At 73.1% G+C, this 23,544-nt stretch carries 24 protein-coding genes; 15 read left to right on the top strand and 9 right to left on the bottom strand.

The genetic code is table 11. From position 1 onward, the window contains the following. Positions 1 to 26 precede the first annotated feature (26 nt). From OIE75_RS10055 to OIE75_RS10035, 5 genes are all read right to left on the bottom strand, one after another. A complete protein-coding gene (locus OIE75_RS10055; RefSeq protein WP_122614982.1) occupies positions 27 to 692 on the bottom strand; it encodes a response regulator transcription factor in 666 nt (221 codons plus the stop codon). Positions 693 to 711: 19 nt separating this feature from the next. After that, a complete protein-coding gene (locus tag OIE75_RS10050; protein ID WP_329470407.1) occupies positions 712 to 2,214 on the bottom strand; it encodes a sensor histidine kinase in 1,503 nt (500 codons plus the stop codon). Continuing rightward, positions 2,150 to 2,449 (bottom strand): small secreted hydrophilic protein, encoded by a 300-nt coding sequence (locus tag OIE75_RS10045; RefSeq protein ID WP_125491482.1) that lies wholly within the window; start codon positions 2,447 to 2,449, stop codon positions 2,150 to 2,152. Before OIE75_RS10045 ends, OIE75_RS10050 begins: the two co-directional genes overlap by 65 nt. 87 nt (positions 2,450 to 2,536) lie before the next feature. Beyond that, positions 2,537 to 2,818, bottom strand: a complete 282-nt coding sequence (locus tag OIE75_RS10040; protein ID WP_122614980.1) for an Lrp/AsnC family transcriptional regulator — start codon at positions 2,816 to 2,818, stop codon at positions 2,537 to 2,539. Next, on the bottom strand, positions 2,815 to 3,576 hold the full coding sequence (locus OIE75_RS10035) for a rhomboid family intramembrane serine protease (protein WP_329470406.1): 762 nt from the start codon (positions 3,574 to 3,576) through the stop codon (positions 2,815 to 2,817). Before OIE75_RS10035 ends, OIE75_RS10040 begins: the two co-directional genes overlap by 4 nt. 157 nt (positions 3,577 to 3,733) lie before the next feature. Here OIE75_RS10035 and OIE75_RS10030 point away from each other — a divergent pair, with 157 nt between their 5' ends. The 5 genes from OIE75_RS10030 to OIE75_RS10010 all read left to right on the top strand — a co-directional run bounded on the left by OIE75_RS10030 (position 3,734) and on the right by OIE75_RS10010 (position 9,163). Then, a complete protein-coding gene (locus tag OIE75_RS10030) occupies positions 3,734 to 3,973 on the top strand; it encodes a hypothetical protein (protein ID WP_064727475.1) in 240 nt (79 codons plus the stop codon). Positions 3,974 to 4,036: 63 nt separating this feature from the next. Beyond that, positions 4,037 to 5,380: an NYN domain-containing protein gene (locus tag OIE75_RS10025; protein WP_307011465.1), complete on the top strand. Its 1,344-nt coding sequence runs from the start codon at positions 4,037 to 4,039 to the stop codon at positions 5,378 to 5,380. 231 nt (positions 5,381 to 5,611) lie between these two features. Continuing rightward, positions 5,612 to 6,652, top strand: coding sequence for a C40 family peptidase (locus tag OIE75_RS10020; protein ID WP_122615004.1), 1,041 nt, complete (start codon positions 5,612 to 5,614; stop codon positions 6,650 to 6,652). A 212-nt stretch (positions 6,653 to 6,864) separates the two neighbouring features. Beyond that, positions 6,865 to 7,899, top strand: a complete 1,035-nt coding sequence (locus tag OIE75_RS10015; protein WP_329470403.1) for a C40 family peptidase — start codon at positions 6,865 to 6,867, stop codon at positions 7,897 to 7,899. A 70-nt stretch (positions 7,900 to 7,969) separates the two neighbouring features. Further along, positions 7,970 to 9,163 (top strand): hypothetical protein, encoded by a 1,194-nt coding sequence (locus OIE75_RS10010; RefSeq protein WP_307011462.1) that lies wholly within the window; start codon positions 7,970 to 7,972, stop codon positions 9,161 to 9,163. Between the two features lie 151 nt (positions 9,164 to 9,314). On the opposite strand, the gene OIE75_RS10005 is transcribed toward OIE75_RS10010, so the two are convergent. Then, positions 9,315 to 10,556, bottom strand: coding sequence for a glycosyltransferase 87 family protein (locus OIE75_RS10005; RefSeq protein WP_329473961.1), 1,242 nt, complete (start codon positions 10,554 to 10,556; stop codon positions 9,315 to 9,317). A gap of 122 nt (positions 10,557 to 10,678) precedes the next feature. Between OIE75_RS10005 and OIE75_RS10000 the strand changes: the two genes are divergently transcribed. Further along, a complete protein-coding gene (locus OIE75_RS10000) occupies positions 10,679 to 11,821 on the top strand; it encodes a glycosyltransferase family 4 protein (RefSeq protein WP_329470401.1) in 1,143 nt (380 codons plus the stop codon). A 104-nt stretch (positions 11,822 to 11,925) separates the two neighbouring features. Here the strand turns inward: OIE75_RS10000 and OIE75_RS09995 are convergent, their stop codons facing one another. Continuing rightward, a complete protein-coding gene (locus tag OIE75_RS09995; protein WP_329470400.1) occupies positions 11,926 to 13,722 on the bottom strand; it encodes an AMP-dependent synthetase/ligase in 1,797 nt (598 codons plus the stop codon). Positions 13,723 to 14,015: 293 nt separating this feature from the next. On the opposite strand from OIE75_RS09995, the gene OIE75_RS09990 reads away from it, so the two are divergent. The 6 genes from OIE75_RS09990 to OIE75_RS09965 all read left to right on the top strand — a co-directional run bounded on the left by OIE75_RS09990 (position 14,016) and on the right by OIE75_RS09965 (position 19,171). Further along, positions 14,016 to 14,813, top strand: a complete 798-nt coding sequence (locus OIE75_RS09990) for a metallophosphoesterase family protein (protein ID WP_307011456.1) — start codon at positions 14,016 to 14,018, stop codon at positions 14,811 to 14,813. 157 nt (positions 14,814 to 14,970) lie between these two features. After that, positions 14,971 to 15,411 (top strand): SRPBCC family protein, encoded by a 441-nt coding sequence (locus OIE75_RS09985; RefSeq protein ID WP_122614973.1) that lies wholly within the window; start codon positions 14,971 to 14,973, stop codon positions 15,409 to 15,411. A gap of 83 nt (positions 15,412 to 15,494) precedes the next feature. Then, positions 15,495 to 16,667, top strand: coding sequence for an ArsA family ATPase (locus OIE75_RS09980; RefSeq protein ID WP_329470396.1), 1,173 nt, complete (start codon positions 15,495 to 15,497; stop codon positions 16,665 to 16,667). A gap of 65 nt (positions 16,668 to 16,732) precedes the next feature. Next, the gene (locus tag OIE75_RS09975) at positions 16,733 to 17,269 is read left to right on the top strand and encodes a DUF5304 domain-containing protein (RefSeq protein ID WP_329470395.1); all 537 of its coding nucleotides are present in this window, start codon (positions 16,733 to 16,735) and stop codon (positions 17,267 to 17,269) included. A 54-nt stretch (positions 17,270 to 17,323) separates the two neighbouring features. Beyond that, positions 17,324 to 18,277 (top strand): ROK family glucokinase, encoded by a 954-nt coding sequence (locus OIE75_RS09970; protein WP_122614970.1) that lies wholly within the window; start codon positions 17,324 to 17,326, stop codon positions 18,275 to 18,277. A gap of 132 nt (positions 18,278 to 18,409) precedes the next feature. After that, the gene (locus OIE75_RS09965; protein WP_307011447.1) at positions 18,410 to 19,171 is read left to right on the top strand and encodes an endonuclease/exonuclease/phosphatase family protein; all 762 of its coding nucleotides are present in this window, start codon (positions 18,410 to 18,412) and stop codon (positions 19,169 to 19,171) included. Between the two features lie 39 nt (positions 19,172 to 19,210). On the opposite strand, the gene OIE75_RS09960 is transcribed toward OIE75_RS09965, so the two are convergent. Together OIE75_RS09960 and OIE75_RS09955 are read right to left on the bottom strand one after the other, a co-directional pair. After that, on the bottom strand, positions 19,211 to 19,825 hold the full coding sequence (locus OIE75_RS09960; protein WP_161330243.1) for a hypothetical protein: 615 nt from the start codon (positions 19,823 to 19,825) through the stop codon (positions 19,211 to 19,213). Continuing rightward, complete coding sequence (locus OIE75_RS09955) at positions 19,818 to 20,621, bottom strand: alpha/beta hydrolase (protein ID WP_329470391.1); 804 nt, start codon at positions 20,619 to 20,621, stop codon at positions 19,818 to 19,820. The genes OIE75_RS09960 and OIE75_RS09955 overlap by 8 nt, the downstream gene beginning before the upstream one ends. Positions 20,622 to 20,769: 148 nt before the next feature. Here OIE75_RS09955 and OIE75_RS09950 point away from each other — a divergent pair, with 148 nt between their 5' ends. Genes OIE75_RS09950 through OIE75_RS09940 form a run of 3 tightly spaced genes read left to right on the top strand, consistent with a single transcriptional unit; the run spans position 20,770 to position 23,497 of the window. Beyond that, complete coding sequence (locus OIE75_RS09950) at positions 20,770 to 21,552, top strand: lysophospholipid acyltransferase family protein (protein ID WP_329473960.1); 783 nt, start codon at positions 20,770 to 20,772, stop codon at positions 21,550 to 21,552. 33 nt (positions 21,553 to 21,585) lie between these two features. Continuing rightward, complete coding sequence (gene macS, locus OIE75_RS09945) at positions 21,586 to 22,827, top strand: MacS family sensor histidine kinase (protein WP_307011443.1); 1,242 nt, start codon at positions 21,586 to 21,588, stop codon at positions 22,825 to 22,827. Then, positions 22,820 to 23,497 carry a response regulator gene (locus tag OIE75_RS09940; RefSeq protein ID WP_161330240.1) on the top strand — a complete coding sequence of 226 codons (678 nt, stop codon included), beginning with the start codon at positions 22,820 to 22,822 and terminating at the stop codon, positions 23,495 to 23,497. Before macS ends, OIE75_RS09940 begins: the two co-directional genes overlap by 8 nt. Positions 23,498 to 23,544 lie beyond the last annotated feature (47 nt).

Here is a 23,544-nt window from a genome sequence, read left to right as displayed (position 1 = left end):
TCGATGAGCGTCACATGAAGGAAACTTCACCAGGCCGGCAGCCGGTACCCCATCCCGCGCACGGTCTCCACCTGCTGCGCTCCGAGCTTCTTGCGCAGCGCCCGCACGTAGACGTCCACGATGTTGGAGCCCGGGTCGAAGTCGTAGCCCCACACGTGTGACAGGATCTGCTCGCGGGAGAGTACCTGCCCCGGATGACGCAGGAACAGCTCCAGGAGCACGAACTCACGGGCCGTCAGGTCGACCGTGCGCCCCTGGGAGCGGGCCCTGCGGGTGCGCAGGTCGAGGCTGAGCGCCCCCGACTTCAGCACCGTCACCTCAGGCGCGCGGGCCGCCGTGCGCAGCCGCAGCCGCACCCGGGCGAGCAGTTCCTCGAAGCGGAACGGTTTGGTCATCCAGTCGTCGGCGCCGCCCTCCAGGCCGGCCACCGTGTCCCGGACCGAGTCCCGGGCGGTCAGCACGATCACCGGGGTCGTCACCCGGGCCTCGCGCAGCTCGCGCAGGACCGTGAAGCCGTCCCGGCCGGGCAGCCCGATGTCCAGCACGACCAGGTCGAAGCCGCCGGTGAGTGCGTACTCGTAGGCGGCCTCGCCGTCGCCGACGGCGGTGGTGGTGAAGCCGTTGGCGCGCAGGCCCTTCTCGACGAAGGAGGCGATGCGCTCCTCGTCCTCGACGATGAGGATGCGGTTCATGGACGTGCCTCTTCCGGAGTCAGTCGAGTGTCAGTACGAAGGTGGCTCCCCCGGACTCCGTCCGGGGGCACCCCCAGCCGCCCTCGGTGGCGCGCAGGTCGACCCGGCCGCCGTGGCCCTCGGCGATCGCCCGGACGATCGACAGTCCGAGCCCGGCGCCCGTGCCGCGCACCCCGCGCCGTGCCGTGCCGCGCCGGAACCGCTCGAAGATCACCTCGGCGTCCTGCGCCTGGACCCCGGGGCCGGAGTCGGCGACGTACAGCTCGACGCGGGCGCCGTCGGCGCGGGAGCCGATGCGGATGGTCTGGCCGGTGGTGGTGTGCTGCACCGCGTTCTGCGCGAGCTGCACCATGGCCTGCGTGATCCGCTGGGGGTCGAGCAGGGCCTCCCGGTCGGCGACCTCCGCCAGTACCCAGTCGCGGTCCCCGAGGGTGCGGGCCTTGACGTAGACGTCGGCGGTGAGTTCGGCCAGCTGTACCGGCTCGGGGGTGACGAAGTCGGGGCGTTCGGCCTTGGCGAGCAGCAGCAGGTCCTCGACGATGCGGCTCATCCGGTCCAGTTCGTCGGTGACGAGCCGGACGGTCTCCTCGCGCTCGGCGGGCTCGTCGCCCATCAGTTCCAGGTGGCCGCGCACGATGGTGATGGGGGTGCGCAGTTCGTGGCCCGCGTCGTCGACGAACCGGCGCTGGGTGGCGAAGGCGCGCTCCAGCCGGTCCAGCATGGCGTTGAAGGTCTCGGCCAGGGCGGCGACGTCGTCGTGGCCGTGCACCGGGATGCGCCGGGTCAGGTCCTGCTCGGTGAGCTGCGCGGCCGTGGTCCGCACGAGCCGCACCGGTTTGAGGATGCGGCCGGCGACCACCCAGGCGATGCCGGTGGTCATCAGCAGGGCGACCCCGGAGATGGCGAGCAGCACGCGGAACACCTCGTCCGCGCGGGCCTGTTCACGCCCCGGGTGGAAGGCGACCACGAAGGCGGCCGCCGGTTCGCCGCCGTAGCGGGCCACGGTGACCTTGGCCCAGCGGATCTCGCCCTCGGGCCGCTCCAGGGTGCCGGTGGAGTCGGGCGAGGCGTGGATGCGGCGCCGGGCGTCGGCGTCCTCGTGCAAGGGGCGGTCGACCGGGATCTCGCGCTGCTGGATGATCTGGGTGGGCCTGCTGCCCACCTCGCCCACCAGGCCGACCAGTTCCTCGTCCAGGTCGGCGTACTGCCGCTCCAGGAAGACCCGCAGCAGCCGGCCGGGGTCGGTGAAGGGGCGGCCGGTCTCCGGGTCGAACCCCTGCTCCTCGAAGTTGGCGAACTCGCCGGCCTCCTGCGCGAGCAGGCCGTTGATCCGCTGGTCGGTGTCGCGCAGCAGGATCGAGCGGGTGGTCGCCGCCACCGAGGCGAGCGCGACCGCCATCACGAGCAGCAGCCAGAGCAGGATGCGGACCCGGGCCGAGATCCGTCGGCGTTCACGGTCAGCCGTCGGCCCCGTCGTCGCCGGCTCCGTCGTCCCCGCCGTCCCGGCCTCGGTCGTCGTCATCGTCGTCATCCGAAGGGCCGTCCGTCACCGGCGGCCGGGTCACCACCTGGTCGCTGGGCGTGGGGTCGGGCGAGGAGGAGGCCGGTGCCGGGCTGGGGGAGCCGCTCTCCAGCTCCACCTTGGCCGGGACCCTGGGCTCCTGCGGACTGTCGGTGAGGGCGAAACTGGTCGCGGCGATGCCGAGTGGGATCAGGACGACGGCGGCGAGGGCCGCCATCCGGCGGGAGAAGACCATACGTCCGATGTTGCGCCCGGTACCCGGTGGTTCCGATGAGTCCCGCATGAAGAACCCTTCATCCGCGACGGCCCGTGGAGTGTCGGCTCAGCTGTCGAGCCCGATGGCGAACGCCGCCTCCAGGTCGTGCTGCGAGTACGTCCGGAACGCGACGTGGGTGTCGGTGCCCTCCACGCCCGGGATCTTGCTGATCCGGCCCGGGATGACGTCGGCCAGGTCCTCGTGCCGGCTCACCCGCACCATGGCGATCAGGTCGTAGGTGCCGGTGACGGAGAAGACCTCGCTGACGCTCTCCAGCGCGGCGATCTGCTCCGCGATCTCGGGAATCCGGTCCACGCTGGTCTTGATGAGCACGATCGCGCTGATCACGGCTGGTTCTCTCCCTCGGGGGCCGCCACTGGAACGCTCTTCACTCTAGTCGTACGCCCGAACCGCACCCACGCGAAAGTGAAGCCCAGGCCGAAGCCCACCAGGTGGGCGAGGTACGCCACCCCCGGGCCGTCGCCGGCCCGGCCCGCCGCCATCCACTGGAGGGCGGCCCAGAAGGGGAGGACCAGCCAGGCCGGGAAGCGCAGGGGCAGGAAGAAGAGGAAGGGCAGGAGGCTGGTCACCCGGGCGCGGGGGAAGAGGAACAGGAACGCGCCGAGGATCGCGGAGATCGCCCCGGAGGCGCCGACCAGGGACTGCAGGGAGTGGGCGTTCGCGCCCGCGTAGCCGAGCAGCGCCAGGTAGCCGCAGCCGAGGTAGAACAGGGCGAACTGGAACCGGCTCATGCGCTCCTCGGTCATCGCGCCGAAGACGTACAGGAAGAGCATGTTGCCCAGCAGATGCACCCAGCTGCCGTGGACGAACAGCGCCGTGGCGGGGGTGAGCGCGGAACCGGGGGAGCCCTCGAACAGTTCTGCGGGGATCACGCCCCAGCGCCGGAAGTACGCGCGCTGTGCGGCCAGCAGCTCCTCCCCGGTGCCGTACACCGGATTGAGGCCCGCCGCCGGGCTGACCAGGAACAGTACGCAGCAGAGCGTGATCAGCGTGTACGTCACCGGCGCCGTGCGGCCCCGTGGCGTAAGGGCCGTGCCGAGCGTTCGAGCCGTCCCGAGGGCCGTCCTGCTCCAGTTACCGATCATGGACACAGAGCATGACGTAACGGAACGCAACCTCCCATACCGCCTCGCCGCCGTGGACACGCGGGCGACGGGTACCCGCCAGGCCGTAGGGTTACGAGCCACACGCACCGGGGGAGCCCGGCGCGTCACCGACACTGGAAGAGAGCGAACAGCCACGATGACGGTTCCCCTGCCGACGGACACGACACGGTGGCGCTGCACCCTGTGCGGCAACCTGACCCGATTCGACGTGACCCGGGCCTCGAAGGTCGTCGAGTACGTCCACCTCGACCTGGCCGGCGAGCCGAAGGTCGAGGAGCGCGAGGTGCTCAGCGAGACCGTCGAGTCGGTGCGGTGTCGCTGGTGCAACGCCGTGGACCAGGTGGAACTCGTGGACAGGCCGGGTGCCGCCTCCTGAGCGGAGCGGTTCCCGTACGAGGCGGTCCCCGGCCGGGACCGCCCTGAGACATGGGGATGACGGATGGTGGAGACACACGACGGGGGGCCGGGCGACGGCGCCGCTGAGGTGCTCGACCGCCCGCTGCCCGACGGCGTGCGCCGCAGAGTCGTGCAGATCGTGTCCGACGGCTTCGGCGGACTCACTCTCGCCGAGCTGCCCGCGCAGCTGAGGCAGTACGCCAGGTTCGCCCCCAACCGCAGGGCCAAGTTCGCCGGCAACGCCATGGCCGCCGCCGTGGAGAGCGACCCGCTGTTCCGCCAGCGCATCGGCGAGAAGTTCCGCGACGCCCAGCCGGAGCTGGCCGGCGCCCTCGAAGCCGGCTCCCCGCCGCCGGCCGCCGACCCGCTCGACGTGGCCGCCGCGGCCTACGTGCTGCGCCCGCACGGCTGGGTGAAGCTGGTGACCGCCGCCGGCGAGGAGGCGCAGCGCGCGGACGCCGAGCGTGCCGACGAGGAGAGCCGCGCCGAGCTGGAGCGGCTGCACGAGGAGCTGGCCCGGGCCCGGGAGCACACCCGGACGGAGACCGAGCGGCTGCGCGCCGAGCTGGAGTCGGCCAAGAAGGAGACCGAGGCGCTCCAGCGCAAGCTGCGTTCGGCCCTCAGCGACGTCAAGCGCGGCGAGGCCGCGCTGCGCAAGGTCCAGGCCGAGATGGACACCGTCCGCACCGAGGGCCATACCCAGGTGTCCGCCGCCGAGAGCGAGTCCCGGCGGCTCAAGACCCGCCTCGCGGAGGCGGAGGCGGCCCTGGAGGCCACCCGCAAGGCCGCCCGCGAGGGGCGCAGCGTCGAGGACATGCGCGTCCGGCTGCTCCTGGACACCCTGCTGGACGCCACCCAGGGGCTGCGCAGGGAGCTGGCGCTGCCTCCGGTGTCCGTGCGGCCCGCCGAGACCGTGGACGCGGTCGAACCCGGCCGGATGACGCCGAAGGACATCGCCGCGCGCGCCCTGTCCGAGAACGACCCCGCCATCCTCGACCAGTTGCTCGCCCTGCCCCAGGCCCACCTGGTCGTCGACGGCTACAACGTCACCAAGACCGGCTATCCGCAGATGCCGCTGGAGAAGCAGCGGCTCCGGCTGCTCGGCCAGCTCTCCCAGCTCGCCGCCCAGACCGGCGCCGAGATGACCTGCGTCTTCGACGGGGCCGAACTGGCGGCGCCGGTGCTGCTCGCGCCGCCGCGCGGCGTGCGGGTGCTCTTCTCCAAGCCCGGCGTCACCGCCGACGAGCTGATCCGCCAACTGGTGCGCGCCGAGCCGCCGGGACGGCCCGTCATCGTCGTCTCGACCGACCGCGAGGTGGCCGACGGCGTGGCGCGCGCCGGCGCGCGCCCGGTGGCGTCCGTGGTGCTCCTCAAGCGGCTTTCCTAGCCGCTCATTCACATCCGCACCAACCGCAACGTAGGCACCCTATGCCTGAATTGACGGAACTGTCACGCAACGTAGTGTCAGGCGAGCGTCACTGCAGGTGAGTTGTGACGAAGAACGCGGTGCGTAACCAGGATTTTTCGGCGGAGGATTTGAACTGATCACGAGTGGGTCACTAGGGTCAGCCCTCGAACCCTCGAACGGGTGATCCCTCTCAAGAAGGAGCTCGTCTCCGTGGCGTCCCACCGTCGTCCCAAGCAGCCGAGCCGCACGCGCGTGACCGTGCTCACCACCGCTGCCGCCGCCGCTGTCGCTCTCAGCTCGCAGGCCGCCAACGCCGCGCCGAGCGAGAAGCCGAGCAAGGACGAGGTCAAGGCCAAGGTCGACAAGCTCTACGAGGAGGCCGAGAAGGCCACCGAGAAGTACAACGGCGCCAAGGAGAAGCAGGAGAAGCTCCAGAAGGAGATCTCCACCATCCAGGACAACGTCGCCCGCGGCCAGGAGGAGCTCAACGAGCTGCGCGACGGCCTCGGTTCGATGGCCAGCGCCCAGTACCGCTCCGGCGGTATCGACCCCTCCCTCCAGCTCTTCCTCTCCGCCGACCCGGACAACTACCTGGACAAGGCCTCCACCCTCGACCAGCTCAGCGGTCAGCAGGTCGAGGCGCTGAAGAAGATCCAGGGCAAGCAGCGCGACCTCGCCCAGCAGCGCTCCGAGGCGTCCGAGAAGCTCAAGGACCTCTCCGCCACCCGCACCGAACTGGGCAACAAGAAGAAGGAAGTCCAGGGCAAGCTCTCCTCCGCGCAGAAGCTGCTCAACACGCTCACCGCGAAGGAGAAGGCCGCGCTCGCCGCCGAGGAGCAGCGCGCCACCCGCAGCAGCGAGCGCGAGGTCCTCTCCGGCAGCGGGACCCCCGCCTCCGGCCGGGCCGCCGCCGCCTTCGCCGCCGCCCAGAGCAAGATAGGCACGCCGTACGTCTACGGCGCCACCGGCCCGTCCTCCTTCGACTGCTCGGGCCTGACCTCCTGGGCCTACGCCCAGGCCGGCGTCGGCATCCCGCGCACCTCCGAGGCGCAGACCGGCGCGGGCACCCGGATCTCCTCGATGAGCCAGCTCCAGGTCGGCGACCTCGTCTTCTTCTTCAACGACCTGCACCACGTCGGCCTTTACGCCGGCAACGGCCAGGTCCTGCACGCGCCGCGTACCGGCACGGTCGTGCGCTACGAGTCGATGAGCACCATCGGCGGCCCGTTCATGTTCGGCGTGCGGGTCTGACCCGGAGCACGCGCCACCCCTGAACCGCCCTCGCCATGCCGCCCGTTCGGGCGAATCACGGCACGGCCTGTGGACCCCCGCCCCGCCGGTGACCTGCGTCAGCGGCGGGGCGCCGCCGTGCGCGGCGCCCGGAGGTCGTTGGCCGGTACCCCGTCACGGGGTTACTGTCTGCCGCGTTTCCCCGTCCGCCAGCGGAAGGAGTGCGGCTTCCCGTGGGGTCCCATCGCCGCCTTGCACCGTCCGGGTTCGACCGCGGCTCCGCCGCCGCCGTCGGCCTGCTCTCCGTCGCCGCCGCAGTCCTGGGCGCCGTACCGGCCACCGCCGCGCCCGCGGCCCCGGCCGCCCCGCAGGACGACCGGCGAGCGGAGGTGGACCGCCTGCACACCGAGGCGGAGCAGGCGACCGAGGCCTACAACAAGGCCGACGCGCGCACCGACGCCCTGCAGAAGGAGGTCGGCACCGCGCAGGACTCGATCGCCCGGCAGCAGGAGCGGATCAACTCCATGCGCGACGCGCTCGGTTCACTGGCCGGCGCCCAGTACCGCTCAGGCGGCATCGACCCCTCGCTGGCCCTGCTGCTCTCCGCGAACCCGGACGAATACCTGGAGCGGGCCTCCGTCCTCGACCGGATCTCCATCCGCCACGCGGGCGAGCTGCGGGAACTCCAGCAGGCCATGCGCGACCTCGCCCAGGACCGCGCCGAGGCCGCCGACAAGCTCTCCGAGCTGGAGAAGGGCCGCAAGGCCGTCGCCGCGCACAAGAAGACCGTGGAACGCAAGCTCGCCAAGGCGCGCGCGCTGGTCAACTCCCTCCCGGACGGCGAACGCGCGGGCTACGAGCGCGGGTCCCGCTCCGGTCGCGCGGACCTGACCGCCCTCACCGGCGCCGGGGGCCCCGCCTCCGGCCGCGCGGGCGCCGCGTTCGCCGCCGCCCGCGCCGCCCTCGGCAAGCCGTACGTGTGGGGCGCCAACGGCCCCTCCGGCTTCGACTGCTCCGGCCTGACCCAGTGGGCGTACGCCCAGGCCGGGGTCGGCCTGCCGCGCACCTCGCAGGCGCAGTCCGGCAGCGGGCAGCGGGTCTCCCTCTCCGAGGCCCGGCCCGGCGACCTCGTCGCCTACCGCGACGACGCCAGCCACATCGGCATGTACGCCGGAAACGGCCAGGTGATCCACGCGCCCTACCCCGGTGCGCCGGTGCGCTACGACCCGGTCGGCATGATGCCGGTCTCCTCGATCACCCGGGTCTGACCCGCCGCGGCACCGGATCCGGAACGCCGCCCTGTCACCCGTACCGCCACGCGCCCGTACGATCGGGAAGGTGGCTGGTCGATCGCGGGTGTCGGGTTCCTCGGTGGTGGCGCTGTGCCTGCTGCTGGTCGCCCTCGTGGCCTGCGGCGGCAGGGGCACCGCCGACCCGGTGCGGGCCGAGGTGCAGAAGGTGCTGGACCGGCGCGCGGCGGCCGTCCTCGGCCACGACCGGGCCGCCTACGCCCGTACGGGCACCGGGACGGGCTTCGGCAACCTGAGCGCGATTCCGCTGGCCGACTGGTCGTACCGGGTGACCGACGTGGACCGCGGCGGCGACACCGCCACCGCCGAGGTCGAGCTGCGCTACCGCGTCGACGGCTACGACCGGGGAGCCGTCACCGCGAACCGCACCGTCGCGCTGAGCCGGGACGGTGCGGACGGGGAGTGGGCCGTCGACTCCGAGCGGCCCGCCGAGGAGTCCGGCCAGCAGCCCTGGGACCAGGGCACGGTCCGGGTGGTGCGCGGCACGCACAGCCTGGTGCTCGGCGTCGGGCAGTCCACCGGCGCCCTGCGCGCCTTCGCCGGGCTCGCCGACCGGGCGGTGCCCGCCGTCTCCGACGCCTGGGACGGCGACTGGGCCCGCCGGGTCGTCGTGCTCGTCCCCCGGTCCGTGGAGGGCATGGCGGGCCTGCTGGGCTCGCCCGCCTCGTCCTACCGGGGCATCGCCGCGGTCACCACGGGGGAGACGGGCGGCCGGGAGCACGCCCCGGCGGACCGGATCATCGTCAATCCCGACGCGTACGGGCTGCTCGGCAGCCTCGGCAAGCAGGTCGTGCTCACCCACGAGACCACCCACGTCGCCACCCGCGCCGACACCACCGCCGCCACCCCGCTGTGGCTCTCCGAGGGCTACGCCGACTGGGTCGGCTACCGCGGCAGCGACCGCGACCCCGAGGAGGCCGCTCCCGAGCTGCGCGGCGAGGTGTCCGAGGGCCGGGTGCCCGGCGCACTGCCGACGGACGAGGACTTCGGCTTCACCGCCGACGCCGACGAGCTGGCCCGCGCCTACGAGGGCGGCTGGCTGGCCTGCCGCATGATCGCCGATCAGTGGGGCGAGGACCGCTTGGACGCGTTCTACCGCGCCGTGGGCACCCACGACGAGCGCGCGGGCGCGGTGGAGGCGGCGATGAAGGAGACCCTCGGGACGACACCCGAGGACTTCACGGCACGCTGGCGGGAGTACGTGCGGAGCGAGCTGGGCTGAGGCCCCCCGGGAGGGGCGGGTGTGGTCCGGGGCGCGGGAGGGGGACGCCGCGCGGGGTCACGGTGCGACGGCGGAAGGTCTGCGGGTCGAGCTGGGCTGAGGCGCCCTGGCTCCGGGGGGCTGGGCAACGGAGCGGGGGTGCCGCGCGGCGTCACGGTGCGATGGCGGGCGTCTCCGTGGGGCGAGTCGTGGTGAGCCGTTCGCTCCGGGCGGCGGGAGTGCGTCGCCGGGCGTCGTGCCACAGGGCACGGGCCCCGATCAGGGCGGCGGCCACCAGCAGGCCGTTGCGGACGACCAGGAGCGCGATGCCGAGAGGCGTGCTCGCCACGACGTCGGCGAACAGGACCGGGAACTCCAGCGCCGTCACCGGGGTCGCCGCCAGCACCAGCGTGGCCGGCACCCGCATCCGGGTCGCCCGGTAGCACCGGCAGACCGCCGCGAGGCCGACCAGCCACACCATGTACTGCGGGCTGATCACCCGGCTCGTGACCGTGAACACCAGCACCGCCACGAAGGCCGCGTCCGCCGCCGTGTGCGCCGCGAACCGGGCCGCCCGCAGCCGCCACAGGAGCAGCCAGCCGAAGCCGAGCGCGCTCAGCACCAGGGCCACCGTGCTCACCGCGCCCACGTACGGGCCGAGGAACTCCACCGAGCCGTAGTTCAGCAGCACCTCGCCCTGCCAGCCGAAGTGCCGGGCGACGTGGAACACCAGCGCCCCCAGCGACTCCACCTCGGTGCCCCGCTCACTCTGGAACGTCAGGAACGCGAACGCCCCCGGCATCGCCACCACGAACAGCGCGGCCAGCCCCGCCCCGCTCACCGCGGCCGCGACCCACGGCCCACGCCCCCGCATCCCGAGCAGCACCAGCGCCGGCCAGACCTTCAGCAGCGCCCCGAGCGCCGCCAGGGCCCCCGCCACCCGCGGATGCCGCCCCGCGGCCAGCAGCGCGGCCACCGCGACGGCGGTGACCATCACGTCGTAGCGGGCGTACACCGTCGGGCCCAGCAGCGGCACGCCCACCACCCACACCCACGCCCCGCGCGGCGAGCGCCCCGCGCCCCGGCCCGCGTGCCGCAGCAGCGCCAGCACGGCCAGGTCCACGGCACAGGCCAGGACGAAGAAGGCCGTGGCGTACTTCAGGAAGGGCAGCAGCCCGGGGGAGAGGACCGCGAAGGCCGCCGCCGGCGGGTACTGCCAGGTGACGTCGTCCAGCGGAAACGTTCCGGTGCGCAGGATCTCGCACCAGCCCCGGTAGATGACGGACACGTCGCTGGTGACGTCCGGACCCGGGAAGACCAGCACCTTCAGCACGAACAGCAGCAGCAACAGCCGTGTGGCGCCCCAGGCCGTCAGCAGCCACCGCGGTGACCGCCCCTCGTCCCTCGTCTCCACGTGCTCCCTGCCCGTCCGCGTCCGCCCTGCCGGTGCGGCCATGATGACCCGGACACCTGTGCGTCTGCCACAGGACGCGGCCGGGCCCCGGCCCGCACGGAGGGTTCGGTAGGGTCGGCGGCGTGCGCAAGACCTTGATCGTGACGAACGACTTCCCGCCCCGTCCGGGCGGCATCCAGGCCTTCCTGCACAACATGGCGCTGCGCCTGGACCCCGAGCGGCTGGTCGTCTACGCCTCCACCTGGAAGCGGAGCCGCGAGGGCGTCGAGGCCACCGCCGCCTTCGACGCCGAGCAGCCCTTCACCGTCGTACGGGACCGTACGACGATGCTGCTGCCGACGCCGGGCGCGACCAGGCGCGCGGCCGGACTGCTCCGCGAGCACGGCTGCACGTCGGTGTGGTTCGGCGCGGCGGCACCCCTCGGCCTGATGGCACCGACGCTGCGCCGGGCGGGCGCCGAGCGCCTCGTCGCGACCACCCACGGCCACGAGGCGGGCTGGGCCCAGCTGCCTGCCGCCCGGCAGCTGCTGCGCCGTATCGGGGAGTCGACCGACACCATCACCTACCTCGGCGAGTACACGCGCTCACGCGTAGCGGACGCGCTCACCCCGGCGGCCGCCGCACGGATGACGCAGCTGCCGCCCGGCGTCGACGAGAAGACCTTCCACCCGGGCAGCGGCGGCGACGAGGTCCGCGCCCGCCTCGGGCTGACCGAGCGCCCCGTCGTGGTGTGTGTCTCACGCCTGGTACCGCGCAAGGGCCAGGACACCCTGATCCGGGCCATGCCCCGCATCCTCGCGGCCGAACCGGACGCCGTCCTGCTGATCGTCGGCGGCGGCCCCTACGAGAAGGACCTGCGCCGCCTCGCCGAGGACACCGGCGTCGCCGCCTCCGTGCACTTCACGGGCGCCGTGCCCTGGTCCGAGCTGCCCGCGCACTACGGCGCCGGCGACGTCTTCGCCATGCCCTGCCGCACTCGCCGCGGCGGCCTCGACGTCGAGGGCCTCGGCATCGTCTACCTGGAGGCCTCCGCGACCGGCCTCCCCGTCGTCGCCGGCGACTCCGGCGGCGCGCCGGACGCGGTACTCGACGGCGAGACGGGCTGGGTGGTCCGCGGCGACTCGCACGACGACACGGCCGACCGCGTCATCACCCTCCTGGCCGACCCCGAACTCCGCCACCGCATGGGGGAGCGGGGCCGTGCCTGGGTCGAGGAGAAGTGGCGCTGGGACCTACTGGCGGAACACCTGAAGGCGCTGCTGTAGCGCGGGGTGACCGCGCCCCCTCAGGGGCGCGGGGAACCGCGCGACCGGCCCCGACGGACCCGAAGGCCGCCGACGAACCGCACCCGGCACCCCCACAGGCGCCCCTACTTGGCGTAAATCGCCTCGATCTCCCCCGCGTAATCCTTGGCAACGACATTCCGCTTCAGCTTCAACGACGGCGTCAAGTGCCCGGAGTCCTCGGTGAACTGAGCCCCCAGCACCCGGAACCTCCGCACCGACTCCGCCTTGGAGACCGCCGAGTTCCCGTCGTCGATCGCCGACTGGATCTCGGCGAGCAGCTCCGCGTCGTCCCGCAGCGACGCCGCCGTGGAGCCGGCCGGCTTGCCGTGCTCCGCGCACCACCGTCCGAGGAACTCCTCGTCGAGGGTGACCAGCGCACCCACGAAGGGCCGCCCGTCGCCGACCACCATGCACTCCGCGACCAGCGCGTGCGCGCGGATGCGGTCCTCGATCACGGCCGGGGCGACGTTCTTGCCGCCGGCGGTGACGATGATCTCCTTCTTGCGGCCGGTGATCCGCAGATACCCGTCCTCGTCGAGGGTGCCGATGTCACCGGTGTGGAACCAGCCGTCGGCCAGCGCCTCGGCGGTCGCGCCCGGGTTGTTCCAGTACTCCTTGAACAGGTGCTCGCCGTGCAGCAGCACCTCGCCGTCGTCCGCGATGCGCACCACGGAGCCCGGCAGCGGCTGACCGACCGTGCCGATCTTCTGCCGGTCCCAGGGGTTGAAGGCGGTGGCGGCGCAGGACTCGGTCAGGCCGTAGCCCTCCAGGACCGTGAAGCCGATGCCGCGGAAGAAGTGGCCGAGCCGCTCGCCGAGCGGGGCGCCGCCGGAGATGGCGTACTCGCCGCGTCCGCCGAGGACCGTGCGCAGCTTGCCGTAGACGAGCCGGTCGAAGACCTTGTGCTTGATCTTCAGGCCGACGGACGGACCCGACGGCGTGTCCAGCGCCCTGCTGTACGCGATGGCGGTGTCCGCCGCCTTGTCGAAGATCTTGCCCTTGCCGTCGGCCTGCGCCTTGGCGCGCGCCGAGTTGTAGACCTTCTCGAAGACGCGCGGCACACCGAGGATCAGCGTCGGCCGGAAGGCGGCCAGCTCGTCGGTGAGGTTCTTGATGTCGGGGACGCAGCCCAGCTTGATCGGCGCGATCATCGGCGCGACCTGCACCAGCCGCCCGAAGACGTGCGCGAGGGGCAGGAAGAGGAGGACGGAGCACTCACCGGTGCGGAACAGGGGTCGCAGGCGCTCGACCACGTTCCCGCACTCGGCGAAGAAGCTGCGGTGGGTGAGGACGCAGCCCTTGGGGCGGCCGGTGGTGCCGGAGGTGTAGACGATGGTCGCGGGGTCGTCCGCCTTCGCGATCGAGCCGCGCTCCTCGACGGCGCGGTCGGTGACGTCCTGGCCGAGGCGGCCCAGTTCCTCAACGGCGCCGGCGTCGATCTGCCAGAGGTTCTTGAGGGCGGGCAGCGCCTCGCGCACCGAATCGACGACGGCGGAGTGCCCGGCCGACTCCACGACGCAGGCGGTGGCCCCCGAGTCGCTGAGGATCCACCGCACCTGCTCCGGCGAGCTGGTTTCGTACACCGGCACGGTGATCGCGCCCGCGCTCCAGATGGCGAAGTCCAGCAGCGTCCACTCGTAGCGGGTGCGGGACATGAGGCCGACCCGGTCGCCCGGCTGGACACCGGACGCGATCAGGCCCTTGGCGGCGGAGTGCACCTCGGCGAGGAACTCGCGGGCCGTCACGTCCTGCCAGGCGCCTGCCGCCTTGCGGGAGATGACGGCGACGTCCGGATGCTGCGCGGCGTTTCTGCGGACGATGTCGGTCAGGTTTCCGTCCGCGGGGACCTCGTACAAGGCCGGAAGGCTGAACTCGCGCAAGACTGCTGCTCCTCATAGGGCGCCGGCGCCACGACACTGTGTGATGCGACGGTGCGGTCCAAGGCTCGGGCTGGTGCTCGGGAGGTGGTTGAAATCCTGAGCACGACTGGACTGCCCGGACGTTACCCGCCGGTATGCGTTCTCCGACAGGGGGTCCCCGCGAGATGTTCGACGCGTCACACGGATGGGGTTTCCTTTGCGCACAGTAGTCGACGGATCAACCGACCAGCCAGTAACCGCAGGTCCGACCGCCACTGTTCACAAGAGGCGCGCGCTGCTTACGCTTGATCGCCATGGCACCCACACCGGCCCGTAACACGAGCACGCGCGTCCACGTGGTCAGCGACGTGCACGGCAACGCCCGCGACCTGGCCAGGGCCGGCGAGGGCGCCGACGCCCTGATCTGCCTCGGCGACCTGGTCCTCTTCCTCGACTACGCCGACCACTCGCGCGGCATCTTCCCCGAACTGTTCGGCGTCGCGAACGCCGACCGCATCGTCGAGCTGCGCACCGCCCGCCGCTTCGCCGAGGCGCGGGAGTTCGGGGCGGGGTTGTGGGCGGGCGTCGGCGAGGACCGGTCGAAGCTGATCGAGGGGGCGGTGCGCAAGCAGTACGCCGAGCTGTTCGCCGCCTTCCCCACCCCGACGTACGCCACCTACGGCAACGTCGACGTGCCGCCGCTGTGGCCCGAGTACGCCCGCCCCGGCACGACCGTGCTCGACGGGGAGCGGGTGGAGATCGGCGGCCGGGTCTTCGGCTTCGTCGGCGGCGGCCTGCGCAGCCCGATGCGCACGCCGTACGAGATCAGCGACGAGGAGTACGCCGCGAAGATCGAGGCCGTCGGAGAGGTGGACGTGCTGTGCACCCACATCCCGCCGCAGGTGCCGGACCTGGTCTACGACACGGTGGCGCGGCGGTTCGAACGAGGCAGCCGGGCGCTGCTGGACGCGATCCGGCGGACCCGGCCCCGGTACGCGCTGTTCGGGCACGTGCACCAGCCGCTGGCCCGTCGCATGCGCATCGGCGCCACCGAGTGCGTGAACGTGGGCCACTTCGCGTCGACCGGGCGGCCGTGGGTGCTGGAGTGGTGATTTTTCCGACCGGGGCCGCACAGGCAGGTGGTGACCGTCGCGGCGTCCGTGCGCGATAGCCTTCACGCGGCACACACGTGCGCGCCACGGGCGCACGGGACCGCAAGACGACTCACGACGACACCTGTACCGGCCCGCATCCGGAGGAGCCACGGCGATGGCGGAACACACCAGCTCGAGCATCACCATCGAGGCGGCACCCGCCGACGTCATGTCGGTGATCGCGGACTTCGCCCGCTACCCGGACTGGACCGGCGAGGTGAAGGAGGCCGAGGTCCTCGCCAGCGACGCCCAGGGGCGCGCCGAACAGGTCCGGCTGGTCATGGACGCCGGTGCGATCAAGGACGACCAGACGCTGGCGTACACCTGGACCGGCGAGCACGAGGTGTCCTGGACGCTGGTGAAGTCGCAGATGCTGCGCTCACTCGACGGCTCCTACCTGCTCCGCCCGGCGGGCACGGGCACGGAGGTCACCTACCGGCTCACCGTCGACGTCAAGATCCCGATGCTGGGCATGATCAAGCGCAAGGCCGAGAAGGTCATCATCGACCGCGCGCTGGCGGGCTTGAAGAAGCGAGTCGAAACACCGGCGAAGTAACCGTCGGCCGAGCCGCGGGCAATCGTGAACCACCCCGGCGTCACGCGGCCCGGCGCCGGGCCGCGAAGGTACCGTTCAGCCTCATGCGCACCATCCTGATCACAGGCCCCGGCGGCAGCGGCCGTACCACCGTCGCGGCCGCCACCGCGCTCGCCGCCGCCCGGCAGGGCACCCGCACCCTGCTGCTCGGCACCGACCGCGACGACACCCTCGGCGCCGCGCTCGGGGTGCGCACCGGCCCGGCGCCGACGTCCGTCGAACCCCACCTCACCGCCTGGCGGCCGGACGCCGCACAGGGGTTCCGGGACGGCCTCGCCGCTCTCCAGGACCGCGCCTCCTCCGCCCTCGACCTCCTCGGCGCCTCCCGCCTCGACCCCGAGGAACTCACCCCTCTCCCCGGCGCCGACGAACTCGCCCTGCTGCGCGCCCTGCGCGACGCCGCCCTCGCCGAGCGGCACGACCTCCTCGTCGTCGACCTCCCGCCCGCCCCGCGCGCCCTCGCCCTGCTCGCCGCCCCCGAGGAGCTGCGCCGCTGCCTGCGCCGGCTGCTGCCCCCCGAGCGGCAGGCGGCCCGCGCCCTGCGCCCCGTCCTCGGCAGGCTCGCGGGCGTCCCCATGCCCGCCGAGGCGCTGTACGAGGCCGCGGCCCGCTGGGAGCTGGAACTCGCCGCCGCCGAGGCCGTCGTCGCCGACCGGAACACCGTCGTACGGCTGGTCGCCGAGCCCGGCCCGGCGGGCGCCGACGCGGTCCACGCCGCCGTCCTCGGCCTCGCCCTGCGCGGCCTGCGCACCGACCTGCTGATCGCCAACCGCGTGCTGCCCGAGGAGGTCCCGGCCGACAGCTGGCTCACCGGCCCCCTCGCCCAGCAGCGCAAGACGCTGGAGGAGTGGCGCGGCACGTACGACGTCCGCGCGCTCGCTCACCTCGGCCGCGATCCGCGCGGCACCGACGACCTCGCCGCGCTCGGTGCGCCGGGCGCCGGCCCGGCCGTCGCCCCGGTCGAGTGGCCCGTCACCGACCGGCTGGCCGAGGACGGCGTCCTGGTCTGGCGCATCCCGCTGCCCGGCGCCGTACGCGAGGAACTCGACCTGGTCCGCCGTGAGGACGAACTGGTCGTCGCCGCCGGGCCGTTCCGCCGGATCGTTCCGCTGCCGTCCGCGCTGCGCCGCTGCACCGTCGACGGGGCCGCGCTGCGGGAGGGCACACTCGCCGTCCGGTTCGCGCCGGACCCGCAGCTGTGGCCGCGGGGGCGCTGATCCGCCACGGGGCCCGAGTCCGTTCGGGTAACGTCGTAAGGACGAAACGTAGTCAGGAGTCCGTCATGAGCGAAAAGCTCCCCCCGTCCGAGGCACCCCGCCCCGACGAGGCCGACGGGGCCGACGCCGCGCGACCGAGCGACGCCGACGCCTGGGCGACGGCGTGCGCCGAGGACCTGGAGTCGGAGAAGGCCCGCCGCCGTGCCGAGTACGGGGTACCGCCCGGCTCGGCCGCCGAGGAGCTGCGCCGGCTCGTCGACACCGTGGCGGACAAACTGTCCGGCCTCCAGTCCCCGCTGCTCGGCCAGGTCGCCGGACCCGCCGCCCAGCAGGTGTTCCGGCAGGTCGTCCAGCAGGCCAAGGCCGCCGTCGAACCGGTCATCGAGCGCAACCCGGACGTCTTCGACCACCTCGCGGCCGCCGGCGGTGAACTCCTCGCCGCCTACCGCTCCGCCGTCCAGGACCAGGAACGCCGCTGGACCACCGGCAGTGCCGCGGCCAAGGACCCGCGCGACCCCCGCGACCAGGCCGAACGCCGGGACGGCGACGGGGACGACGGCGACGAGGGCACCGGCCCGGGCCAGCGCATCGACCTGGACTGAGCCCCGCCTCGGGTACGGTTGCCCATAGCGGGGCTCGACCGAACTGAGGGATTCATGGGACTCACCATCGGCGTCGACATCGGCGGCACGAAGATCGCGGCCGGCGTGGTCGACGAGGAAGGCAACATCCTCTCGACCCACAAGGTGCCGACCCCCAGCACACCCGAGGCCATCGTGGACGCCATCGCCTCCGCGGTGGAGGGCGCACGCGTGGGGCACGAGATCGTCGGAGTGGGCATCGGCGCCGCCGGATACGTCAACCGCCAGCGCTCCACGGTCTACTTCGCGCCCAACATCGACTGGCGCCAGGAACCGCTCAAGGAGAAGGTCGAGGCTCGCGTCGGCCTCCCGGTCGTCGTGGAGAACGACGCCAACGCGGCCGCCTGGGGCGAGTACAAGTTCGGTGGTGGCAAGGGCCACCGCAACGTCATCTGCATCACCCTCGGCACCGGCCTCGGCGGCGGCATCATCATCGGCAACAAGCTGCGCCGCGGTCACTTCGGCGTGGCCGCCGAGTTCGGCCACATCCGCATGGTCCCGGACGGCCTGCTGTGCGGCTGCGGCTCGCAGGGCTGCTGGGAGCAGTACGCCTCCGGGCGGGCCCTGGTGAGGTACGCCAAGCAGCGCGCCAACGCCACCCCCGAGCGCGCCGAGGTGCTGCTCGCGCTCGGCGACGGCACCCCCGAGGGCATCGAGGGCAAGCACATCTCCGTGGCCGCCCGCCAGGGCTGCCCGGTCGCCGTCGACTCCTACCGGGAACTGGCCCGCTGGGCCGGCGCCGGCCTCGCCGACCTGGCCTCCCTCTTCGACCCGTCCGCCTTCATCGTCGGCGGCGGCCTCTCCGACGAGGGCGACCTGGTCCTCGACCCGATCCGCAAGTCCTACAAGCGCTGGCTGGTCGGCGGCAACTGGCGCCCGGTCGCCGACGTGGTCGCCGCGCAACTCGGCAACAAGGCGGGCCTGGTGGGCGCGGCCGACCTGGCCCGGGAGCCCGACCCGATCATGTAGGCGAACGGCGCCCGGACGCTCCCGAAGGGGCGCGGGGAACTGCGCGACAAGCCACGACGAACCGGCAGTCGCCCACGGACCTCGTGCCCCGAGCCGTCCGGCGCAAGATCCGCGGTCCCGTAAATTGACCGCATGGCAACATCCCTCCCCCCGCTCCCCAACTCCCGTACCGAACCGGACGGTTCCGCCGTCGTCCGCGTCCTCAGCTACAACATCCGCTCGATGCGCGACGACACCGACGCCCTCGCCCGTGTCATCACCGCCTGCGCCCCCGACCTCGTCCTCCTCCAGGAGGCCCCCCGCTTCTTCCGGTGGCGCAAGAAGCTCACCCGGCTCGCCGACGCCTCCGGCCTGGTTCTGCTCTCCGGCGGCGCCCCCGCGGCCGGCCCCGCGCTGCTGTGCTCCCTGCGGGCCACCGTCGAGCGCACCGAGGACGTACTGCTCCCGCTCACCCCCGGCCGGCACCGGCGCGGCCTCGCCACCGCCGTGGTCCGGTTCGGCGGCGCCCGCCTCGGTGTCCTGAGCTGCCACCTCTCCCTGGAGGCGGAGGAGCGCCACGAGCAGGCGGGCCACCTCCTCGACCGGCTGGCCGCCCTGGACGTCCCGCACGCGGTCGCGGGCGGCGACCTCAACGAACGCCCCGGCGGCCGCACCTTCCGGCGCCTCGGCGACGGGCTGCGGGACTGCTGGACCGCCGCGCCCTGGGGCGGCGAGTACACGTTCACACCCACGGCGCCCGACCGCCGCATCGACGCCGTCTTCGTCACCGAGGGCGTCGAGGTGCTGGGCTGCGGGGTGCCGCTGGGGCTCGCCGGGGTGGCCGAGGCGGACCTGAGGGCGGCCACGGACCACCTCCCGGTCCTGACCGCCCTCCGCGTACCCGCGACGCCCTGAGCCCGGGGGCCGCCCGGCCGGGGTCTGTCCCAGACAGGCCTAGACCACCGCGCCCCGCCCCGGATCGTCGTCGTCCTCGTCGTCCGTCCGCATCCGCATGACCAGCGTGGCGAAGCCGCCGAGGAAACCGCCGATGCTGAGGGTCGTCAGCCACCAGGTCATGTCCCAGCCGAACAGCACCGCCAGCAGGAGCAGCACGGGCCCGCCGAGCACGCCAAGCCAGGCGAACTTCGCGGTGGGGTCCGCCTCGGGCAGCGGCGGCGGCTCGGGCGGCACGAAGTGCCCCTCGTCGTCCTCGTCGAGGTCGTCGTCGGACGGCTCGGCCGGCGTGTGGTCGCGGGGACCGACGCCGGGCGCGAACGCGACGGAGCTGCCCAGCGGCCGGGCCGAGGACGGCTGGTCCGGCGCGGGCTTCTCGTCGTTCGTCTCGGGCTCCAGGAGCGCCAGGTCCTCGACCGACTTGAACGGCTTCGCGCCCGGCGGGTCCGGCGGCTCGTCCCCGTACCCGGCGACGATCGCGGCCCAGGCGGCGTCCTCGTCGAGGGGCACGCCGCCCTGCTCCTCGGGCCCGCGGTCCGCCGCGCGCTCCCGCCCCTCGGGGTGCTCCCGCTCCCGCTCCTCGCGGTCCTCGCGGTCGGAGTCGTGCTCAGCCACCTGCGGCCGTCCCTTCCTTGCCGAGACCGGGCTCCGGCTCCCTGACGGAACCGGGCGCGAGCCGGCCGATGAACGCGACGCTCTCCGCGAAGATCCGGTCCGCATCGTGGTCCAACGTCGCCACGTGGTAGCTCTGTTCCAGCAGGACCTCCGTCACGTCCGTGGACGACACCCGGCCGAGGATCCGCGCCGAGTCGGCCGGCGGCACCACGTGGTCCTGCGGGCTGCGCAGCAACAGCAGCGGCTGCGTCACCTGCGGCAGGTCGCCGTCGGCGAGACGGAAGTACGAGCGCAGCGAGTGCGCCGCGTGCAGCGGCACCCTGTCGTATCCCAGCTCCGAGGTGAGCGGCTTGGCGATGTCGCTGGCGATGCCCTTCGTCGCCGGCAGCAGATGGCGCACGACCGGCAGGGCGTGCTGGGCCACGCCGTGCACCCGGTTCGCCGGGTTGACGACCATGACGCCGGAGACCGCGTCCCCGTGCTTGGCGGCGAGCCGCAGCGCCAGCGCGCCGCCCATCGAAAGACCGGCCACGAAGACCCGCGCGCAGCGCTCGCGCAGGGCGCGCAGCTCGCGGTCCACCTCCGCGTACCAGTCCTGCCAGCCGGTGACCTGCATGTCCTGCCAGCGGGTGCCGTGCCCGGGCAGCAGGGGAAGCGCGACGGTCAGGTCGCGGGCGGCGAGATACCGCGCCCAGGGGCGCAGCGACTGCGGGGAACCGGTGAAGCCGTGACAGAGGAGGACGCCGGTCTCCCCGCCCTCGTGGCGGAACGGCTCGGCTCCGGGCAGGACCGACACGTCTCGGTCTCCTGTCGTCAGATACTTGCGGGTACTTCACCGTACGCGACCGCACTGACACCGACCAGGGCCGTCGGGGCCATTGACGGTGCCCCGGGATAGGGTCTGACCCACAGACACAGGAGGCAATCGGTTGTTGTACGGCGCGATGAAGGTCACCGTCGGGGGTTCGCTGAAGCTCGCCTTCCGGCCCTGGGTGGAGGGCCTGGAGCACATCCCGGCCGACGGCCCCGCCATTCTGGCGAGCAACCACCTGTCGTTCTCCGACTCGTTCTTCCTGCCCGCCGTCCTCGACCGCAAGGTGACCTTCATCGCCAAGGCCGAGTACTTCAACACCCCCGGCGTCAAGGGACGGCTCACCGCCGCGTTCTTCAAGGGCGTCGGCCAGCTACCGGTGGACCGCTCCGGCGCGCGCGGCGCCGGCGAGGCCGCCATCCGGAGCGGCATAGAGGTCCTGGAGCGCGGTGAGCTGTTCGGCATCTACCCCGAGGGCACGCGCTCGCCCGACGGCCGCCTCTACCGGGGCAAGCCGGGCGGCCTCGCGCGCGTCGCGCTGGCCACCGGCGCGCCCGTGATCCCGGTCGCCATGATCGACACCGAGAAGATCCAGCCGCCCGGCCAGGTGATGCCGAAGCTGATGCGGCCCGGCATCCGCATCGGCCGGCCCCTGGACTTCTCCCGCTACCAGGGCATGGAGCACGACCGCTTCGTGCTCCGCGCGGTGACCGACGAGGTCATGTACGAGATCATGAAGCTCTCCGGCCAGGAGTACGTCGACATGTACGCGACCGCGATGAAGCGGCAGATCGCGGACGCGGCCAAGGCCGAGAAGGAGGCGGGCAAGGCGGCGAAGGCCGCACTCGCCCAGGCGGAGAAGGCCGACAAAGCCGAGAAGGCCGAGAAGGCCGAGAAGGATCCGACCGGGTCGTAGCCCGGGAGACCGGTATCCCGGGGGAGGGGGGACATGGCCAGGCGTGAGAGAGTCATGCGGATGTCGGTCGAGCAGCCGCTGTGGCGCGCGCTCGCCGGCTACCGCGTGCTGACCATGCTGTACGCGATCGGCTTCTTCGCCACCGCCTACTCCGGCTTCGCCCGCCCCTGGCTCGCCGTCGCCTACTACGCCCTCCTGTTCGTCTGGACCCTCGCCACCCTGCCGAAGGTCGCGGGCGCCGCGAACTGCACCAAGCGCTTCCTCGCCGCCGACCTCACCATCGCGGTCACCGGCATCCTGCTCACGCCCTTCGCCGACGCCCACGAGCGGGTCATGGACGGCGGCCCCACCCTGCCGTCGATATGGACCGCCGGCTCCGTCCTGGCCTTCGCCATCAAGGGCGGCTGGCGCTGGGCGGCCGTCGCCTCCACCCTGGTCGCCGTCGCCAACCTGGTCGAACGCGGCACCCCGGCCCGCGACACCGTGCACAACGTGATCCTCGTCTGGGTCGCCTCCATCGCCATCGGCTACGTCGTCGAGGTCGCCCGGGCCTCCGAGCGCACCCTCGCCCGCGCCCTGGAGATCGAGGCGGCCACCAGGGAACGCGAACGGCTCGCCCGGGACATCCACGACAGCGTCCTCCAGGTGCTGGCCATGGTGCAGCGGCGCGGCGCCGTCATCGGCGGCGAGGCGGCCGAGCTGGGCCGGATGGCCGGTGAGCAGGAGGTGGCGCTGCGCACCCTGGTCTCCGGCGGCCTGGTGCCGGTCTCCCGCGTCTCCGAGGACACCGCCGAGGGCGCGGTCGTCCGGGCGGTGGAGGAACCGGAACCGGCGGACCCGGACGGCCCCGTCGACCTGCGGGCCCTGCTCGCCCCGTACGCCGGCTCCCTCGTGCACCTCGCCGAGCCGGGCGCGCCGGTCCCGCTGGCCCCGGCCGCGGCGCGGGAGCTGGCGGCGGCCGTGGGGGCCGCCCTGGACAACGTACGCGTGCACGTCGGTGAGCGGGCGCGGGCCTGGATCCTGGTCGAGGACGAGCCCGCCGAGGTGATCGTCACCGTCCGCGACGAGGGACCGGGCATCCCGGACGGGCGGCTCGCCGAGGCCGAGGGCGAGGGGCGGCTCGGGGTGGCCCTGTCGATCCGGGGCCGGCTGCGCGACCTCGGCGGCACGGCCGAACTGATCTCGGTGCCCGGCCAGGGCACGGAGGTCGAACTGAGGGCACCGAAGGAAACCGGCGGCGGCGCCGCCCGGGGGAAGGCAGCGGACCATGAGTGAACGACGGGAACCGATCAAGGTCATGGTGGTCGACGACCACCCGATGTGGCGCGACGCGGTCGCCCGGGACCTGGCCGAGTCCGGCTTCGACGTGGTCGCCACCGCGGGCGACGGGGACCAGGCGGTGCGCCGCGCCCGGGCCACCGCGCCCGAGGTCCTCGTCCTCGACCTCAATCTGCCCGGCAAGCCCGGCGTCCAGGTCTGCAAGGAGGTCGTCGGCGCCGACCCGAGGCTGCGCGTCCTCGTCCTCTCGGCGAGCGGGGAGCACGCCGACGTGCTGGAGGCGGTGAAGTCCGGCGCGACCGGCTACCTGCTGAAGTCGGCGTCCACCGAGGAGTTGCAGGACGCGGTGCGCCGTACAGCCGTCGGCGACCCGGTGTTCACGCCGGGCCTGGCCGGCCTGGTCCTCGGCGAGTACCGCCGCCTCGCCTCCGAACCCGCCCCCGCCGCTGGCGCCGACGAACCCGGGGCGCCCCGGCTCACCGACCGGGAGACCGAGGTGCTGCGCCTGGTCGCCAAGGGCCTGAGCTACAAGCAGATCGCCGAGCGCCTCGTGATCTCCCACCGCACCGTGCAGAACCACGTCCAGAACACCCTGGGCAAGCTCCAGCTGCACAACCGGGTCGAGCTGGTGCGGTACGCGATAGAACGCGGTCTGGACGACGCCTGACCCCACGCGGGACAGTGGCCCCAACCACTCACCCTCCCAAAGGGGTT

This window comes from Streptomyces sp. NBC_01723 (assembly GCF_036246005.1).
GTDB lineage: Bacteria > Actinomycetota > Actinomycetes > Streptomycetales > Streptomycetaceae > Streptomyces.
This window is presented reverse-complemented; position numbering and strand designations above follow the sequence as displayed.